Raw genomic sequence first — 18,311 nt, 5'->3', positions numbered from 1 at the left:
GCACGACGTTGCGCCGCCCGACCCTCCGAGGAGGACGCAGGTGACCACCTCCACCCCCGCGCTGCCGTCGTACGCCTCCGGGATCTCCGACGTCCCGTTGCTGGGGGACACGATCGGGGACAACTTCGACCGGACGGTCGCGGCGGACCCGGAGCGGGAGGCCCTGGTCGAGGTTCCGACGGGCCGGCGGTGGACCTACGCCCAGCTGCGGGCGGACGTCGACGCGCTGGCGTTGGGTCTGGTGGCCGGTGGTGTGGTCAAGGGTGACCGGGTGGGGATCTGGGCGCCGAACATGGCGGAGTGGACGTTGTTGCAGTACGCGACGGCGAAGCTCGGCGCGATCCTGGTCAACATCAACCCGTCGTATCGCACGCACGAGTTGGAGTACGTGCTCAAGCAGGCGGGGATCTCGCTGTTGGTGGCGGCGCGGGAGTTCAAGACGTCGAACTACGCGGCGATGATCGAGGAGGTGCGCGGGGACTGCCCGGAGCTCCGCGCGGTGGTGCTGATCGGGTCGGCGGAGTGGGACGGGCTGTTGGAGACCGGGCGCGGCGGGGACCGGGCCGTGCTGGCCGAGGCGCAGGCGGCGCTGTCGCCGGATGACCCGATCAACATCCAGTACACGTCCGGGACGACGGGTTTTCCCAAGGGCGCCACGCTGAGCCATCACAACATCTTGAACAACGGGTTCTTCGTGGGCCGGCTCAACGGCTACACCCCGGCGGATCGGGTGTGTATCCCGGTGCCGTTCTATCACTGCTTCGGGATGGTGATGGGCAACCTGGCGAGCACCTCGAACGGCTGCACGATGGTGATCCCGGCGCAGGGGTTCGACCCGAAGGCGACCCTGGACGCGGTGGCCCAGGAGCGCTGCACCAGCTTGTATGGGGTGCCGACGATGTTCATCGCCGAGCTCAACCACCCGGACTTCGACTCCTATGACCTGTCCTCGTTGCGGACCGGGATCATGGCCGGGTCCCCGTGTCCGGTGGAGGTGATGAAGCAGGTCGTGTCGCGGATGGGTATGGACGAGGTGACGATCTGTTACGGGATGACCGAGACTTCCCCGGTGTCGATGCAGACCCGCGCGGACGACTCGTTGGAGTTGCGGGTGTCGACCGTGGGCCGGGTGCACCCGCACCTGGAGGTCAAGATCGTCGACCCGGACACCGGGCTGACCGTGCCGCGTGGCGAGCCGGGGGAGTTGTGCACCCGCGGGTACTCGGTGATGTTGGGGTACTGGAACGAGCCGGAGAAGACCGCGGAGGCGATCGACGCGGCGCGCTGGATGCACACCGGTGACCTGGGGGTGATGGACGCCGAGGGGTATGTGAACATCACCGGGCGGATCAAGGACATGGTCATCCGGGGTGGGGAGAACATCTACCCGCGGGAGATCGAGGAGTTCCTCTACACCCACCCGGACATCCTCGACGCCCAGGTCATCGGGGTCCCGGACGTCAAGTACGGCGAGGAGCTCTGCGCCTGGATCCAGGTGCGCGAGGGCGCCCAGGTCACCGCCGAGTCGCTGCGTGAGTTCGCCACGGGCAAGCTCGCGCACTACAAGATCCCGCGCTACGTGCTGGTGGTCGACGAGTTCCCCATGACCGTGACCGGCAAGGTCCGCAAGGTCGAGATGCGGGAGAAGTCCGTCGGCATCCTCGACCTCCACGAGGCGGCGTCCGTCCGCAACGCCTGACCTCATGAGTGGCGGCCGGACCGTCGCCACTCACCGGGTGGGGCGGCGAAGGACGGTGCGCGGCACGGTCCGCGCGACTAGGCTGTGACGTAGCGCGTCCCGGTGTCGCTCGGCGAGCCCACCACCCGTGTGCGGCGGACCAGGGAACCCGGGGCGCGTTCGTCGTGCGCGGGGCGTACGGCGGGATTGAGCGGTACCGAACGAGGAACGGGTGAGCAGGGTGCCGACCGGCAGGGTCAAGTGGTACGACGCCGAGAAGGGCTTCGGTTTCCTCTCCCAGGACGGGGGCGAGGACGTCTACGTCCGGAAGGCCTCGCTGCCTGCGGGCGTCGACGCGCTCAAGGCCGGGCAGCGGGTCGAGTTCGGCATGGCGGAGGGCCGGCGCGGCCCGCAGGCGCTGTCCGTGCGCCTGGTCGAGTCGCAGCACTCGGTGGTCGAGGCCAAGCGCCGCCCGGCCGAGGAGCTGCACGGCCTCATCGAGGACATGATCAAGCTGCTGGACTCGCGGGTGCAGCCGGACCTGCGCCGCGGCCGCTACCCCGACCGCAAGACGTGCAAGCTCGCGGCCGAGGTGGTGCGGGCCGTGGCGCGCGACCTGGACGGCTGAGCCGGCTGACCGCCGTGTGCGGGAAGTGGTGCTCCGGCACCACTTCCCGCACACGGGTGAGGAGCGCTCAGCCCGGCGTGCCCTCCACGGGCTCGCCGAGCGACACGGTGAGGCTCACCCCGAACCGTTCGATGATGTCGCCGGCGCACTGCCGCATCGCGGCCCACTCCGGGGACTTCGTGCTCTCCTCGTAGGCCTCCCGGTCCGGGAAGCTCATGATCGCGATCCGGTAGGTGGCGGGCTCGCCGCCCTCCAACCCGTCCGCGGTGCGCGTCGTGACGATCGAGGACAGGTGGGGGACGGCGGAGGCGCGCGGCACGTGGGTGGCCGCGTAGTAGTCCTCGAAGGCCACCTCGTCCTGTGGCTGCGGTGCCGACCAGAACGCGTAGAGGGTGTACATGCCCCCTGCTTAACAGACGTTCGGCGTCAGGGGCAGTGGCATCAGGGGCAGGGCTCTCGGGGAACGGTGAGTTCGCGGGGCTTGCGGATGGACTCGAACCCCATCCCCGTGGTCTCCGCGCAGAAGGCGCTGGTCCCCAGGCCGTACTCCACGTGCAGGACCGGCTTCCCGGCCCGGACGAACGGCTCGAGCTTGCCGCACTCGTCGTACTGGGCGCACTGCTCGTTGACCGCGAAGTCGAAGTCCGGCTCCAGCTCGGCGACCTGGTCGAGGTCGTTCTTCAGCCCGATCGTCAGCGACCGTTCGTGCGCCAGCCGCGCGACGAGCCGGTTGTAGGCCAGCTGGTCCTCCGCGGTCAGGTCGAAGCCCGAGTCGTTGGTCCAGCCGTCGACGTTGTCGGCCTCGACGCCGTCGAAGCCCTTCTCCCGGCACAGGTCGAACCGGCTCGCGAGGAACGGTTCGAGCAGGTCGGTGCGGCGGACGTCGTACCAGAACTCGCCCGGCCAGTCCTCGAGCTCGGTGCCGCGGACCTCGGCGGGCAGGGCGGCGGAGTCGGCGCGCCAGTCCTCCGACGCCCCGACGTTGACGTAGCAGATCACGGTCCGCCCGCCGGCCTTCAGCTCCTCGACGACCGACTCCGGGGTGTCGAACAGGTCGATGACGAACGTCCTGGCCGGCACGGACGTGTCGACGGCGCCCTGCAGCTGGTACTGCCAGCGGGTGTCGCCGCCCGCCCCCGACTCCGACGCCGACTCGGGGGTCGCCTCCGGGGTGGGCCCCGACCCGATCGAGCACGCGGCCGACACCGCGATCGAGGCCGCGACGCCCGCGAGCCTGCGCAGCATCCGCACCAGCGCCGCCCCCTCCCGTCCGGGAGCGTTCACGCGACGACCGCCGATCCGGTCGTGCGCGGCAACCCGTCCCACGGGTTCGGGAGCCTACGGTCCGTGACGTACCCGTGGTCGACGCCGGCGTGGACCATCCACGAACGGGTGGCCTCGATCATGCGTGCGGGGGTGCCGTGCACCAGGTGCCACGTCCGGGCCCGGCCGGCCCGGGGCTCGCCGGGACGCTCGGCGCGGTAGGTCTCCCACGACCCCTCGAAGGTCACGACGACGTCGGCGATCTCCAGGTACCCCTCGTCCGGGCGCACCCCGGGGTTGAGCAGCAGGGGCCCGAGGCCGGCGGTGCGCAGGTCGGCCGCGAGCGCGGTGTAGGCGGGCAGGTGGTCGCGGCCGGACGGCACCTGGTCGGCGAAGACGCCGCGGATGCCGTACCGCTGCGCGTAGGCACGGGCCTCGGCGACGACCTCGCCGGCGGGCCGGGCGCCGTACGCTGTGTCGACGTACCCGGCCACGACCACGCCCGGGATCTCCGCGAGGTCGGCGCAGGCCCGGCGGTACGCCGGGTCCGCCCCGGTGCCGACGCCCGACGCCGGGTTGACCACCACGATCCCGACGGCGCCGGCCCGCGCCGCCGCCGTCAGCCCGGCCCAGTCCGCCGCCTCCCGGTCGGGGTGGAAGTAGGCGGGAACCCCGTCGCTCATCGGTGGTGGACCGGGGTGCCCGCGTGCCGCCGGACCAGCACGGCGTGCACGACCAGCAGGACCGTCGCGACGGCGCCTTGCCAGATGATGGCGGTGACGTCGTCGACGTCGTGGTCGGCGACGAGCTGGAAGGCGAGCAGCGCCGCGACCGCCGCACCCGTCGTCCTCAGCACCGTCTCGATCCGGCCGAGCAGGTTGAGGACCATCCCGGAGAAGACCGCCGTGCCCAGGATCAGGTAGTCGACGCCGAGGACGACGTAGCGGATGTCGTCGAGGTCGAACAGGGCCGCGCTGAGCCCGCCCAGCGCCACGGTGATCGCTGCGAGCGCCGCGGTGAACTGCAGGTGGGCGCGCAGCATGGCCCGGCGCATCCGGCGGGCGAACTCGGCCGTGGTCCGGGAGCCGGCGAGCAGTCGCGCGGCCGCGGCGCGGTGGTCGTGCAGCAGCGTCTCCGCCACCCCCATGCCGAGCACCAGCGGCAGCGCGGCGAGGGTGACCGACAGCGGCAGCGAGTCGTAGTTGCTGACCGCGAGCTCGAACAGCGCCGGGTACAGCACCAGCACCGCGATCATCAGCCCGTACGCGACCTGCAGCAGGGCGTTGACGAAGGTGGTGCGCGGGAGCGGCTGTCGGGGTCGCGCGGCACCGCGGGTGGCCAGCACCGCGAACACCAGCGCCAGCAGCACGGTCGCGGCCAGCCAGCCGAGCTCCCAGCCGCGGCCGGGCTCGCTCGGGCCGGCGATCGGGGCCGCGATCTCGCCGTCGACGGCGTTGAGCAGTGCGCCCACCGCTGCCGGCGCGAGCGCGATCAGCAGCCGCGCCTCGTTGCCGGTCATCAGCAGGGTGGCGGCGGAGAGCAGGTAGACCGTCTGCCCGACGAGCAGTGCCACCGTCCCGAGCGTGACCTGCATGGTCATCGTCCAGACCAGCGACCCGAACACGGCGACGACGGCGACCACGGTGGCCAGGGCGGCGCCGGCGGCGATCGCGCGGCGGAGGAAGCGCCGGGCGGCGGGCACGTCGAGCGCGCCCAGGTAGGACCAGGCGACGTAGCTGACGCCGTAGCCGAGCGCCCAGCTCAGCGCGAGACCGCCGATGAGCAGCCCGGACTCGACGTGGTCGCCGGCCGGGAGCAGCGACAGCGCGACCAGCGCCGGGATCGCGTAGAGCAGCCCGCGGAGGTGGAACCAGGGGCTGGACCCGGGGCCGTGCGGCAGCGCCGGGGCGGGCGGCGGGTCCGCGACTGGCTCGGTCCGCGGGCGGCCCGCCGTGGCGGCGCCGGCGTACGCGGCGAGGGCGAAGACGTCCCGGGCGCCGAAGCGCTCCCGGGCCACGCGGTCGTTGATCCCGACGCTCTCCAGCGTCACGGCGACCTCGGCGGGGTGCGTCGAGGTGGTCGCGGCGTCGGCGAGCTCGGGCGAGAGCGCGGGGCGGCGCGAGCCGGGCGCGTAGGGCGTGCGGCTCATCCGGCCTCACCCACCCGCACCCGGTCCTCCGAGGACCGGGGCGCCGGCGGTCGCACCGGCCCGCGCGGCTTCCCCGCCGGGCGGTGCGCCTGCGCGGGGATCCGGGTGCGGGGCGCGACCGGGGCGATCCGCGACGTCGGCGGGTCGAGCGGCCCCGGGACCCGCGCCATCCGGGCGGTCGGCGGGTCGAGGGACTCGGCCACGGCGGGGATCCGTGAGGTCGGCACCTCGACGGGCTCCTCCCCGGCGGCCGCGACCGCGGTGATCCGCGAGGTGGGCACCTCCACCGGCTCCCTCCGGGCCGCGGCCACCGCGGCGATCCGGGAGGTCGGGACCTCGATCGGCTCGCCCGACGCCGACGCCGGAGCAGCCACCGGGGCCGCGGCGGGGACCGCCTCGATCCGCCCGGTCGGAACCTCGACCCGCTCGGCCGGCTCGACGACGCGCTCGACACGCTCGACGGGCTCGGCCGCCTCGACGGGCACGGCAGGCTCGATGCGCGCGGGCCGCTCCGAGAGCCGCGCGGCCGGCCGCACCGACACCGCGGGCGCGAGGGCCCCCGCCGGCACGGGCAGCTCGACGCTCGGCGCACCGGCGTGGGCCGGGAGCGGGCGGCGCTGCGCGAGCGAGACGTAGACGGACCGGAAGTTCTCCGCGAACCGCTCCAGGGTGAACAGCTCCAGCGCCCGCCGGCGGCCGCGGCCGGCGAGCTCGTGGCGGAGCTCGTGGTTGCGCAGCAGCCGGATGCACGCGGCGGCGAAGGCGGGGGCGTCGCCGGCCGGGACGACCAGCCCGCCGTCGCCGACCGCCTCGGCCATCCCGCCGACGTCCGTCGCCACCGTGGCGCGCCCGGACATGGCCGCCTCGATGATCGTGAGCGGCAGCCCCTCGGACTTGCTGGACAGCACCACGAGGTGCCCGCGCCGGAACGCCTCGGTCACCGGCGAGATCGGACCCTCGAAGGTGACCGCGTCCCCGAGCCCGAGCTCCGCGACGCGGGCCTCACAGCGCCGCGCGTAGTCCTCGTTGCCGGCCGGGACGCCGCCGAACAGCCGCAGCCGCGCCGCCGGGATCGCCCGCCGGACCTGCGCGAACGCCGTGACCAGCAGCTCGATGTCCTTGAGCGGGTCGATCCGGCCGACGAACGCGACCGTCGGCTCGGCCGGCTCCTCGGTGAGCAGCGGCAGCGCCGCCGGGTCCACGCCGTTGTGCATCGTGCGGACCCGCTCCGGCGCCGCGCCACCCCGCCGGGCCCAGCGGCCGTTGAAGCCGGAGACCGGGGCGACGAGGTCGGCGTGCCGGTAGCAGAGCTCGGTGAGCCGCAGGAAGAACCGGATCTGGGCGGCCCGGGCGGCCCGGGAGTCCCCGCTGCGGCGGATCGCCAGCATGCGCTCGCGCAGGTACACGCCGTGCTCGGAGAGCAGCACCGGGGTGCCGTGCGTCCACTTCGCGAGCAGCCCCATCAGCGCGCCAGGCCCGTTGGCCGTGGCGTGCACGAGGTCGGTCTCCAGGACCGGCATGCCCAGCGGGCGCAGGAAGTGCTCCATCAGCTCGGTGACCGCGAGGGCGTCGCCGACCGAGAGCTCGTCGTCGGCCCCGGCCCGATGCCGCGCCCAGACGTCGACGAACAGGTCGACGGCGCGCTGCCCGCGCAGCAGCGGGACCAGCGGCGTGTCCGCGGCGAGGGCGTGCAGGGCGCGCACGGCGGACTCGAAGCCGGCCGCGGAGTGCGGGCCGTCGCCCAGCATCGCCTCGAGCAGCTCCTCGTAGGCGATCGCGAAGCGCGACCCGACCGCCCGCGGCACGCGCCGGTCGCGCGGCGGCGGCGCCCACAGGCCGATCCGCTGCACCGCCGTCACGTTGTCCGGCACGGCGAAGACGGCGGGCTCGCGCCCGGACCCGGACAGGGCGACGACCTCGAACGAGACCTCCGGCAGGCCGCGGATCAGCTGCTCGCACCAGCCGCTCACGCCGCCGGACTGGATCGGATAGGTGCCTTCGGTGACGAGGGAGACCTTCATCGCTGTTCCTCGGTCGTGGTGGGCAGGGTGAGGGTCCGGGGGCCGTCCACGGCGAACCAGCCGGAGCGGACCGTGCCGTAGGCGTCGCCGAACTCCCCGGCGCCCTCGACGCGGGTGCCGGGCGGGGCGGTCAGGGGCACGTCCACGTGGCCGTCCGTGGTCACGTGGACCACGCCGTCGACCACGTAGGCGTCGACGCGGCCCTCGCCGACGGCGCGGGCGAAGGCCGCCCGGCCGTTCAGCACGTCCCGGGTCGCGGTCATGGTCGGGACCAGCAGCGGCCGGTCCTCGGTGAACAGCGCGCGGTAGTCGCCGAGGACCCGCTCGAGGATCGGGTAGAGCGTGCGGTCCTCGGTGAGCTGCGGCTGGTGGACGTAGTGCGGGCGCGGGTCGTTGGCCATGGCGTGCCGCAGCGCGAGGTCGGCCTCGGCCGGCACCACGACGTCCCGGAACCCGGTGCCGGGGTCGGCCGGGGTGATACAGCTGCCGTCGGCCTCGCAGGTCCCGTCGCCGCCGTCGGCCAGGGAGGTGGAGATGAAGTTGTACTGGTCGACGGTCTCGGCCTCGGTGGCCGTGTTGAAGTCGAGGTTGATCGGGTGCCGCGGCACGGTGTTCGCGCCGCCGACCATCCGCTGGCCCGGCTCCGACGAGGCGTCGGAGGCCAGGGTGAGGATGCCGGTGTCGTCGAGCGCGTCGGCGAGGTTCGGGTTGTCCTCCGGCATGCGCGGCGGCTTCGCGAGCCCGCCGTGCTCGCCGGTGACCAGCTCGGCCTCGTCGATCGGCAGGCCGTGCCGCCGGGCGAAGTCGATGTTGAGGCGGATCTCGTCGGCGATCGTGCGCTCGCCGACGTGCCGGGTCCAGCCCAGCAGCGGCACCTCGTCGCACTCCCACGGCGTGACCGAGAAGTCCCGGACACAGCCGAGGTACAGGTGCGACCAGGTGTGGTTGATCCAGCCGAACTCGCCCTTGGCGGCCACGAGCGCGTCCGTGAGCGGGTCCGCGGCGCCGGGTGCCGCCGCCACGCTGCCGCTGCCGTTGTAGGCCATGTCCATGCGGAAGCCGTGCCGACGCTGCCAGTCCACGGCGAACGCGACGTCGTCGGCCGTCATCCGGATGAGCGGCCGCGGGCCGACCTCCGGCGGGCAGTCCGAGCCGGCCGTGCAGTTCGCCTCGGGGACCCAGCGGGCGTTGGGCAGCAGGACGTCGTCGATGTGCACCGCGAACCAGGCCCGCTCGAGGCCGAGGTGCACGCCGCGGGTGAGCCACCGGACCATGCCCGGCGCGAGCACCTGGAACTGGGACGAGTCCGCCCCGTACCCGACGGTCAGGACCAGCTCCTCGCGGCCGCCGTCGCTGCGGACGCCCGCCACGGTGAGCCCGCGCGGGGCGCCGGGCGCGTCGACGGTGACCAGCGGCCGGACGCCCGGGAGCGACCGGGCCGCCTCGGCCCAGCTGTCCGGGTGCGGGCTCGGGTCCTCGAACGGGACCGGGCCGCGGGCGTAGCCGAACTCGGCGCCGAGGGCGTCGGCGCCGATCCGGCCGGACAGGCCGTCGAGCGCACCGCGGAAGGCCGGCTCGTCGGTGCCGGCGGCGGGACCGCCCGCCGCGAGCGCGGAGATCTGCCGGACGTCGAAGCGGCGCTCGAAGGCGTGCAGCGCGGCGAGCTCCGCCGCGGACAGCTCCTTCGGCGCCGGGCCGGGAAGCACGACGCCTTGGAACCTGGCCCGCGCCCGGCCGTCGACCCGGTCGGCCAGGAAGGCCGCGTCGATCCGGGGTCGTGCGGGATCGGCCAGGTCGACGACCTGCACCGGCACGCCGGTGGTGTCGAGCGCGTCGTGGAAGGCCTCGACCTCCCGCGACCCGTCGGTGACGACGAGGACCTGCAGGTCGATCCGGGCGCCGCCGGGTGCCGGCCGGGCGGAGGCCGGGCCCGTGCCCGCGAGCAGCAGGGCGGTCACGAGCAGCACGACGGAGGCGGCGAGGCCGAGCGGCCGCCGCGTCACTGCGAGGGACACCGGCTACAGGCTCCGCATCCAGTCGAGGGTGCGGCGCAGGCCCTCCTCGAGGGCGGTCGGCTCCGGCAGGCCCAGGTCGCGCCGGGCCTCGCGGACGTCGAGGCAGCTGCGCCGGACCTCGCCGGCCCGGGCCGGGGCGAGGATCGGCTCGGCGAGTGCGGGGTCCGCGTCCGCGGCGCGCGTGACGGCCGCGATCAGCTCGCGGACGCTCACCTCACGCCCGGTGCCGACGTTGTAGACCGGCTGCAGCGGGCCCTCGGCCTCGGCCGCGGCCACATTGGCGCGAGCGACGTCGCCGACGTAGACGAAGTCGCGGGTCTGCGAGCCGTCGCCGAAGATCGTCGAGCGGCGGCCGGCGAGCACGGCGTCGCAGAAGATCGCGATCACGCCGGCGTCGCCCTTCGGGTCCTGGCGCTCGCCGTAGACGTTGCCGTACCGGAGCGTCACCACGTCGAGGCCCTTGGCCCGGCGGAACCAGTCGGCGTAGGTCTCGACCGTGCGCTTGCTGAGCCCGTAGGCGGACAGCGGCTCGGTCGGGGCGGTCTCGGGCGTGGGCACCGGGGCGTCGGGGCCGTAGATCGCGCCGCCGGTCGAGGTGTTGACCACCCGCCGGGCGCCGGCCGCGTGGGCGGCGGAGAAGACGTTGACCGAGCCGACGACGTTGCGCCAGGCGTCCTCGGCCGGGTCGGCCATGGAGGCCCGCACGTCGATCTGGGCGGCGAGGTGGAACACGACCTCGGGCCCGAAGGCGGCCATCCTCCGGTGCAGCGCGTCGGCGTCCCGGATGTCGATCTCGGCGAGCTCGGCGCTCGCGCCCGGGCCCTTCAGGTTCTCCGGGCGCCCCCGGCTCAGGTCGTCGACGACGAGGACCTCGGCGCCCCCCGACGCCAGGCGCTCCACGACCGACGAGCCGATGAAGCCGGCTCCACCCACCACCACTGCACGCGTACTCGCGGCCACGAATCCCCCCGGGTCGCTCGGTTCGGCTGTCCGGTATGTGCAGTTTCACCGGTTCAGCCCTCTGAATCCCCATCGGGCGGTAAGCGCGCTCTGTTACGACTCCAGGTCAGAGTGGGGCCGTGCGGAGGTATGTGGATACGCCGATCGGTCCAGGACAGGACCGAGCGGAGTCAGGAAAGGGGGCCGGACGGGTGAGGTAGGACACGCACTCGGCGCACCGCCACCGGGGCTCACGGCTGGGCGACGAGCACCCAGGTCGCGCGCGCGGGGTAGTCCAGCTCGCCGGTGTCGGGGTTGGCGACGGGCGCGGCGCCGAGCAGCTGCACCTGGGCCGTGCCGAGCACGTCGCCCGGCTCGGGCAGCGTGAGCGTGTAGCTGGTCTGTGCGTTCGGGGCGAAGACGGGGCTGCGGCCGTCCGTGCGCTGCCCGTCCGGGCCCGTGTACGAGAACACCACCGACCAGGGCGCCTCGGAGACCTCCTCCGGCACGGTCACCTCGACCGGGGTGCCGGCCGGGACGGCGAGCCGCGCCCGGGCGGCCTCGTCGTTGCTGCAGTCCTTCATCTTGAGGTCGCAGAACTGCGCGGGTCCGATCGACTGCGTGGCCGCACCCGCGGCCCACGTGACCTGCGGCTTCTCGTCGCTCCCGCAGCCGGCCAGCACCACGGCGGTGGTCAGCGTGAGGGCGGCGAGCAGGCTCCGGCGGGTCCGGGACACGCCCACCAGCCTACGGAGCGCCGGACGCGGCCTCCGACGGGGCGGGCCTGCGCTCGGGCAGCGGCTCCTTCAGGCCCAGGCCCGGGACCAGCGTCCGCCCCCGCCACACGAGCGCCGTCTGGATCCCGACGACGGCGACCACCGCGGCCACCACGGCGAACCCCAGCCGGAACCCGCTGTGCGGGAGCAGCACGCCGAGCGCGCCGCCGGACACCCAGGCCAGCTGCAGCACGGTCTCGGAGCGACCGAACGCCGACGCCCGGGACTCCTCGGGCAGGTCGCGCTGGATCACCGCGTCCAGACAGACCTTCGCCAGCGCGCTCCCGGTCGCGGCGACCAGCCCGACGATCGCGGCCGTGAGGATGCCGGGCAGCACGGCGGCCACCGCGGCCGCGGCGCAGGCGGCCGACACGCAGCCGACGACCATCGCCTCGGCCCGCCCGAAGTGGATGCGCGAGCCCACGCCGTTGCCCAGGAAGGACCCGGCGCCGGCCGCCGCGCCGATGATGCCGATCAGGTAGAGCTGCTGCGCCGCGTCGCCCTGCGCCTGCTCCTTGACGACGAACGCCACGAACAGGGTGAGGAAGCCGGTCACCACGCGGGCGGCGCCGTTGCCCCACAGCGCGACCACGACCGAGCGTCCGACGGGACGCCGGCGCGGGCGGCGGGTGCTCCGCAGCCGGGCCGGCACCTCGCCCGCGGTGACCTCGACCCAGCGCGGGATCCGGCTGCACAGCAGCGCGCCCACCACGCCGAGCGCGGCGGTGTAGTAGAGCGCCCCGGGCGAGCCGAACAGGTACGCGACGCCGCCGGCGATGCCGCCGAACACGGCGCCGGCGATCAGGCCGAACGTGGTCAACCGGGAGTTCGTCGTGGCCAGGGTGATGCCCTCGGGCAGCACGCGCGGCGTGACCGCGGCCTTGAGCACGGTGAACGACTTGCTGAGCACCATCGCGCCGAGCGCGGCGGGGTAGAGGATCCAGTTGTCGTAGTTCAGCGCCATGACCACGGCGAGCACCGCGCGGCCGAGCATGGCCACCGCCAGCGCGGCGCGCCGCCCGCGCTGCAGGCGGTCCAGCAACGGTCCGATCACCGGTGCGACCACGGCGAACGGGGCCACGGTGATCAGCAGGTACAGCGCGACGTTGGTCTTGCTCTCCGCCGTGGCGGCGGCGAAGAAGAGGGTGTTGGCCAGCGCGACGGCCACGGCGGCGTCGACCGCGTAGTCCATCATCGAGGCGTAGGTCAGCGAGGTGAGCCCGGAGCGGTCGGCGCCGTCGGCCGTGGCCGCGCGGCGGAAGGTGTTCACCGCCGCGCCCGTGAGCTGGCGGCTGCGCAGCGCGGCGACCCGGGTGACCGTGAGCTTCTTCGGCATCCGGGGTGGGGGCGGGGCCTGCTCCTCCGGCTGCTCCGGGCCGGGGCCGGACGGCGGCGCGGTGGGTCCGGCCGTGGGCGCGCCACCGGGTGCGGTCGGGGGCGCGGCAGTGGGCCCGGCAGTGGGCGCGGCGGTGGGCGCGGGGTCGTCGGCCGGGGCCTGCTCGATCCACTCCGCGAACCGGGTCGGCCCCTCGGGCTCGCGGCGGTACTCGGTGGGGTCGTAGTCCGGGTCGTCGTGCCACGGGTAGCGGCGGCGGACGGTCGGGACGTAGGGCGGCGGTTCCGGTCGCGGCGTCTCCGGCGCCGGCTCCGGCTCGGGGCGCTGGTGGGGCGCGCCGTCGGCGGTGGCCCAGCGCCGCGCGCGCCCGCCCCACCAACCGGTCCGGTGATCGCGCGCCATGCCCTCATTCTGCCCGGCGGACCGGGCCGGCGCGGCCCTCCGGCGCGGTGATCGCGTCACGTCACCCGGGTAGCCGGACGCGGAACGCGGCGGGCCAGAGCTTGCCCATGAGGAGGTACTGGTCGCCGCTCAGGTGGGCGATGCCGTTGAGCACGTCCGTCTCCGCCCGGCGGGCCGGGTCGAGCAGCCCGGACGCGTCGACGACGGCGGTCACGACGCCCGTCGCCGGGTCGATGCGGACGATCCGGTCGGTGCGCCACACGTTCGCCCACACCGCGCCGCCGACGCACTCCAGCTCGTTGAGCTCCGTGACGGGGGCGCCGTCGAGCGTGACCGCGACCGAACCCGTCTCGGCGAAGGTCGCGGGGTCGTGGAAGCGCAGGCGGTCGGTGCCGTCGGAGCGGACGAGCCGGCCGGGTTCGGCGCAGAGGCCCCAGCCCTCGCCCGCGACCGGGACCTGCCGCCGCAGCGTGAAGGTGGCCCGGTCCCACTCCAGCGCCACGCCGTCCCGCCAGGTCAGTTGCCAGATCGACGGCCCGACGACGGTGATCCCCTCGCCGAACAGGCTGCCGGGCAGCGGAACTGCCCGGCGGACGGCGCCGGTGGCGGCGTCGAGCTCGCGGAGCTGGGAGTGCCCGGCCAGGCCGGTGCCCTCGTAGAGCGTTCCCGGGTCCTCGGGGGAGAGCTCCAGGCCCTGGGTGAAGGCGGTCGGGTCGTGCGGCACCTCGGCGAGTACGACCGGGCGGACGGCCGCGGCGGAGCCGAGCGCCTCGGGCGGGGTCGCGGCGGCGCAGGCGGCCACGCCCGCCGTCACGGCGGTGACCGCCGCGACCAGTCCCAGCAGCACCCGTCGCATCGCCCGGGATCCTGCCGCACGGTGCAGGGACGGCGCTCCGACGCACCCGGCCCGGGTGGCACAATCGACCCGATGAGCGCGATCACCGGGATCGACCCCGAGACCAGCCCCGCGGACGCCCCCGCCGTGCCCGGCCCGCTGGCCGGGGCAGTCGAGCGCGCCCGCACCGCCGCCGTCGAGGAGGCCTCGGCGGACATCGGCGAGCACGCCGGTGCGGCGGCGGTCGGCGAGTACCTCGGGTACGTGGTCGAGGACGAGGTCTCGGTGAGCCACCACTTCGCCGCCGACCTCGCCGGCTACCACGGCTGGCACTGGTCGGTCACGCTCGCCGCCCTCGCCGACGGGCCGGTGACCGTCAGCGAGGTCGTGCTGCTCCCGGGCGACGAGGCGATGGTCGCGCCGGCCTGGGTGCCGTGGCAGGAGCGGGTCCGCCCCGGCGACCTCGGCCCCGGCGACCTGCTGCCGACCGACCCGGAGGACTCCCGGCTCGTCCCCGCCTACGTGCAGTCGGACGACCCGGCCGTCGAGGAGGTCGCGGTCGAGATCGGGCTCGGCCGCACCCGCGTGCTCAGCCGGGAGGGCCGGCTCGAGGCCGCCGAGCGCTGGCGGGACGTCCGCGGCCCCGGCTCCGACATGGCCCGCGCGGTCACCGAGGTGTGCGCGACCTGCGGGTTCTTCACCCCGCTCGCCGGGTCGCTGCGCGCCGGGTTCGGGGCGTGCGCCAACGAGTACTCGCCGGCCGACGGCTCGGTCGTCTCCGTGGAGTTCGGGTGCGGCGCGCACTCGGAGCTGAAGGTGGAGCAGGGCTCGCCGGTCCACGTCTCCGCGCTGGTCTACGACGACGGGGTGGACCTGGAGCGGGTCCCCACCGGCACCGCGGCGCCGACCGAGGCCGAGCCCGAGCCGGCCGCCGACGCACCGGTCGAGGCGCCCGCCACGGAGGCCGCGACCGCCGAGGCGGCCGACGCCGGGGTGGTCGTGGAGGAGACGCCGCTGGAGTCCGTCCCGCCCGCGGCCGAGGACGCGCCCGCCGCGGTGGCCGACGCCGCCGAGGCACCCACCGCCACCGCCGCCGTGACCGACACGGACGAGGCGGTGGAGGAGGTCGCGGCGCCGGACGAGGTGGTCGGGACCGCCGGTGAGGCCGCCACGGCCGAGACCGGGACCGCCACCGAGGCGGACGCGGACGAGGTTGCTGCCGAGGCCGGCGCGGGCGAGGCCACCGACGACACCGCCGCCGGCGCCGAGGTCCCGTCCTCCGGGGCCGACGAGGGCGTGACCTCCTGATCGAGGCCCCGGCGGATCTCGTGGGCACGGATCCGTTCGGCACGGCCCCGCTCCGCGCCGCGCTGCTCGCGGCCTGGTCCGACTCGCCGACCCGCTTCCGCGAGGACGCCAACGCGGAGGAGGACCTCGTCCTCGGCGGCTACGCCGAGACCTGGTTCGTCGAGCTCGCCCAGAACGCCGCCGACGCCGCCCGCGCCGCCGGGGCGTCCGGCCGGCTGCACCTCACCGCGGTCGCCGGGGAGCTGCGCGTCGCGAACACCGGCGCCCCGCTCGACGCGGACGGCGTGGCCGCGCTCGCCTCGCTGCGCGCCTCCGCCAAGCGCGACGACCCCGGCGCGGCCGGGCGCTTCGGCGTCGGCTTCGCGGCGGTGCTCCCGGTCTCCGACACCCCGCGGCTGGTCACCGCGCCCGGCACCGGGGTGCGGTTCTCCGCGGCCGACACCGCCGCCGCCGTGCGCGAACTGCCCGGCCCGGCCGCCGAGCTGACCCGCCGCGGCGGGCACGTGCCCGTGCTGCGCCTGGTCTGGCCCGTCGAGGGCGACGAGCCGGGCCCGCCGACGGGGTACGCCACCGAGGTCCGGCTCCCGGTACGCCCCGGCCTCGATGCCGCCGACCTGCTCGAACGCGCTCGCGCCGCGGCCCCGGACCTCCTGCTCGCGTTGCCGGACCTCGCCGAGGTCGTCCTCGCGCCGCCGGACGGGGAGCCCACGGTGCTGCGGCGCGAGGAGGTCGACGGGATCACGATCGTCGGCGACCGGCGCTTCCGTGTGGTCCGCAGCAGCGTCACGACCGAGCCCGGCGCGGCGGTGGAGGAGCGGTACCGCCGCGAGCGCGGGGTCTGCTGGGCGCTGCCGGTCGACGTCCTGGGCGAGCCCGCCCCGCTCGGCCCGGACTCCGGCGAGGTCCTGCACGCGCCGACGGCCGCCGTCGAGCGGCTCGGGCTGCCCGCCCGGCTGATCGCCGACCTGCCGTTGGACCCGGACCGGCGCCGGGTCCGGACCGGACCCACGGCCGACGCGGTGCTCGCCGCGGCCGCCGCGGCCTACCTCGACCTGGTCCGGGCCGTCGCGCCCCAGCACCGGCTCGACCTCGTGCCCGCGCCCGGCTTCCCGCTCTCCGAGCTCGACGGCCGGCTGCGCGCCGCCGTCGTCGACGCCCTGGCCGAGGGCGCGTGGCTGCCCGCCGCGGCCCCCGGGGCCGCATCGGATTCCGCACCGGATTCCGCAGACCTCGTGCCGCGCCGCGCCGAGTGGCTCGACCTGCCCGGCGCCCCGGACCTGCCAGCCCTGCTCGCCGCCGCCGATCCCGCATTCGGCCGGCTCGCCGCCGTCGAGCCCCGGCAGTCGGTGGCGCTCGGCGAGCTCGGGGTCGGGCGGGTCGGCGCCGCCGGGCTGGCGGAGCGGCTGCACGGCGTGGAGCGGGAGCCGCGCTGGTGGTGCGGGCTGTACGCGGCGCTGGAGCCCGCCGTCGAGACCGTGCCCGGGTTGACCGAGGAGCTGCGCGCCCTCCCGGTCCCGCTGCTCGACGGGCGCCTGGTCGCCGGCCCGCCGAGCGTCCTGCTCCCGGGGTCCGGCCTCGACGCCGGCACCCGGGCCGTTGCCGAGCTCGCCCTGCCCGGCCTGCACGTCGCCGATCCGGACGCGGTCCACCCGCTGCTGGAGCGGCTCGGGGCCACCGCCACCGATCCCGGCGCGCTGCTGACCCATCCCGCGCTGCGCGAGGCCGTCGGCCGCTCGCTCGACGACGCCGACGCCGGCCTGGACACCACGCCCCTCGCCGAGGCCGTGCTCGGCCTGCTCGCCGTCACGGTCGCGCCCGGGTTCGGCGCGCTCGCGCTCCCGGACGCTGAGGGCCTGCCCTCGCGCGCCGACGAGCTGATGCTCCCCGACGCCGCGGTCCGGCCGCTGTTCGACGCGGAGGCGCCGATCGGCGTCCTCGACCCCGCATGGGCCGCGCGGATCCCGCGCGAGGCGCTCGTCGCGGCCGGGGTGCTCGACGGGTTCGCCGTCGTCGTCGACGACGAGCCGACGGGGCCGGACCACGACCTGCACGACGAGGACCTCTGGTGGGACGAGGGCGCCGAACCCACCCGGGTCGCCGGGGTCCGGGACCTCGACCTGGTCGCCGACGACGCCTGGCCCGCCGCGCTGGCGCTGCTCGCCGGCCGCCCGGAGACGCGGGCCGCCGTGCTGGAGCCGGGCGGGTACACCGGCTGGTGGCTCGCCCGGAACGCCCTGCTCGGCGGGCACGAGCCCGGGCACTGGCGGCTGCCGGGGGCCGAGCGGCTCGCGGGCCTCTACGACCCGGTCCCGGCCGGGCTCGACGAGCGCCTGCTCGCCGCGATCGGCGTCCGCGCGGAGCTGGCCGTCGGGACCACGGACGAGGCCGCGGACCTGCTCGACCGGCTCGCCGACGCCGAGCGGACCGTCGACGCCGCACTCGCGGCCGACGCGCACGCGGTGCTGGCCGCGGCCGTCGCGGAGGGGGCCGTCGACGTCGAAGCCCTCGACCTACCCGACCGCGTCCGCTCGCTCGCGGGCACGGTCGTGAGCGTCGACGCGGCCGTGGTGCTCGACGCCCCGTGGGCCGCCGCGGTGCTGCCGGCGCACGACCTGATCGTCGGTGGGGTGCCGCACGCGCTGGCCGAGATCCTGGACCTGCCGCTCGCCTCCGACGTCGTGGTGGGGGAGGTCGTCGGCGACGGGCGGCCGGTGCGCTGGTCGGCCCTGCCCGAGGTGGTGGTGGCCTGCCGCACAGCGGGCCTGCCGGTCCCCGCGGGTGAGCTGTGGCTGCACGACACCCTCGAGGTCGACCTCAGCCGCCCCGGGAAGGGCCGCCGGAGCGTCCCGACCTGGATCGATGCGGCCGGACGGGTGCACGCCGCGGACGCCGTGCGGGCCCTGCTGACCCTGTCCGGACGCGTCGGTGAGGACGGGTGACCACCCCGGCCTCGTGCTAGGA

Annotated in this window: 14 protein-coding genes; 4 read left to right on the top strand and 10 right to left on the bottom strand. The window is 75.6% G+C overall.

The genetic code is table 11. From position 1 onward, the window contains the following. The first annotated feature begins 40 nt into the window (after positions 1 to 40). The gene (locus ACQP04_RS33405) at positions 41 to 1,699 is read left to right on the top strand and encodes an AMP-binding protein (RefSeq protein ID WP_433504435.1); all 1,659 of its coding nucleotides are present in this window, start codon (positions 41 to 43) and stop codon (positions 1,697 to 1,699) included. Between the two features lie 220 nt (positions 1,700 to 1,919). Further along, a complete protein-coding gene (locus ACQP04_RS33400; RefSeq protein WP_197040872.1) occupies positions 1,920 to 2,306 on the top strand; it encodes a cold-shock protein in 387 nt (128 codons plus the stop codon). 67 nt (positions 2,307 to 2,373) lie between these two features. Here ACQP04_RS33400 and ACQP04_RS33395 read toward each other — a convergent pair whose 3' ends face one another. The 10 genes from ACQP04_RS33395 to ACQP04_RS33350 form a co-directional block, all read right to left on the bottom strand. Then, positions 2,374 to 2,706 carry an EthD family reductase gene (locus ACQP04_RS33395; RefSeq protein ID WP_433504434.1) on the bottom strand — a complete coding sequence of 111 codons (333 nt, stop codon included), beginning with the start codon at positions 2,704 to 2,706 and terminating at the stop codon, positions 2,374 to 2,376. Between the two features lie 41 nt (positions 2,707 to 2,747). Further along, positions 2,748 to 3,590 (bottom strand): endo alpha-1,4 polygalactosaminidase, encoded by an 843-nt coding sequence (locus ACQP04_RS33390; protein ID WP_433504433.1) that lies wholly within the window; start codon positions 3,588 to 3,590, stop codon positions 2,748 to 2,750. Continuing rightward, positions 3,587 to 4,252: a spherulation-specific family 4 protein gene (locus tag ACQP04_RS33385; RefSeq protein WP_433504432.1), complete on the bottom strand. Its 666-nt coding sequence runs from the start codon at positions 4,250 to 4,252 to the stop codon at positions 3,587 to 3,589. The genes ACQP04_RS33390 and ACQP04_RS33385 overlap by 4 nt, the downstream gene beginning before the upstream one ends. Then, positions 4,249 to 5,718 (bottom strand): hypothetical protein, encoded by a 1,470-nt coding sequence (locus ACQP04_RS33380; protein ID WP_433504431.1) that lies wholly within the window; start codon positions 5,716 to 5,718, stop codon positions 4,249 to 4,251. Before ACQP04_RS33380 ends, ACQP04_RS33385 begins: the two co-directional genes overlap by 4 nt. After that, positions 5,715 to 7,739, bottom strand: a complete 2,025-nt coding sequence (gene pelF, locus ACQP04_RS33375) for a GT4 family glycosyltransferase PelF (protein WP_433504430.1) — start codon at positions 7,737 to 7,739, stop codon at positions 5,715 to 5,717. Before pelF ends, ACQP04_RS33380 begins: the two co-directional genes overlap by 4 nt. Further along, positions 7,736 to 9,754: a hypothetical protein gene (locus tag ACQP04_RS33370; RefSeq protein ID WP_433504429.1), complete on the bottom strand. Its 2,019-nt coding sequence runs from the start codon at positions 9,752 to 9,754 to the stop codon at positions 7,736 to 7,738. Before ACQP04_RS33370 ends, pelF begins: the two co-directional genes overlap by 4 nt. A gap of 3 nt (positions 9,755 to 9,757) precedes the next feature. Further along, the gene (locus ACQP04_RS33365; RefSeq protein WP_433504428.1) at positions 9,758 to 10,690 is read right to left on the bottom strand and encodes an NAD-dependent epimerase/dehydratase family protein; all 933 of its coding nucleotides are present in this window, start codon (positions 10,688 to 10,690) and stop codon (positions 9,758 to 9,760) included. Between the two features lie 254 nt (positions 10,691 to 10,944). After that, entirely contained in the window at positions 10,945 to 11,430 is a 486-nt protein-coding gene (locus ACQP04_RS33360; RefSeq protein ID WP_433504427.1) for a DUF2771 family protein, read from the bottom strand. A gap of 10 nt (positions 11,431 to 11,440) precedes the next feature. Further along, entirely contained in the window at positions 11,441 to 13,207 is a 1,767-nt protein-coding gene (locus ACQP04_RS33355) for an MFS transporter (RefSeq protein ID WP_433504426.1), read from the bottom strand. Positions 13,208 to 13,268: 61 nt separating this feature from the next. Further along, positions 13,269 to 14,063, bottom strand: a complete 795-nt coding sequence (locus ACQP04_RS33350; RefSeq protein WP_433504425.1) for a glutaminyl-peptide cyclotransferase — start codon at positions 14,061 to 14,063, stop codon at positions 13,269 to 13,271. A gap of 72 nt (positions 14,064 to 14,135) precedes the next feature. Between ACQP04_RS33350 and ACQP04_RS33345 the strand changes: the two genes are divergently transcribed. Both ACQP04_RS33345 and ACQP04_RS33340 read left to right on the top strand, forming a co-directional pair. Then, on the top strand, positions 14,136 to 15,350 hold the full coding sequence (locus ACQP04_RS33345; protein WP_433504424.1) for a DUF3027 domain-containing protein: 1,215 nt from the start codon (positions 14,136 to 14,138) through the stop codon (positions 15,348 to 15,350). Positions 15,351 to 15,370: 20 nt separating this feature from the next. Then, positions 15,371 to 18,289 carry a sacsin N-terminal ATP-binding-like domain-containing protein gene (locus ACQP04_RS33340; RefSeq protein ID WP_433504423.1) on the top strand — a complete coding sequence of 973 codons (2,919 nt, stop codon included), beginning with the start codon at positions 15,371 to 15,373 and terminating at the stop codon, positions 18,287 to 18,289. Positions 18,290 to 18,311: the final 22 nt, after the last annotated feature.

This window comes from Pseudonocardia halophobica, assembly GCF_050948485.1.
In the GTDB taxonomy this organism is placed as follows: domain Bacteria; phylum Actinomycetota; class Actinomycetes; order Mycobacteriales; family Pseudonocardiaceae; genus Pseudonocardia; species Pseudonocardia halophobica.
The sequence above is the reverse complement of the archived record's forward strand: the minus strand, read 5'-3'. Positions and strand labels throughout refer to the sequence as shown.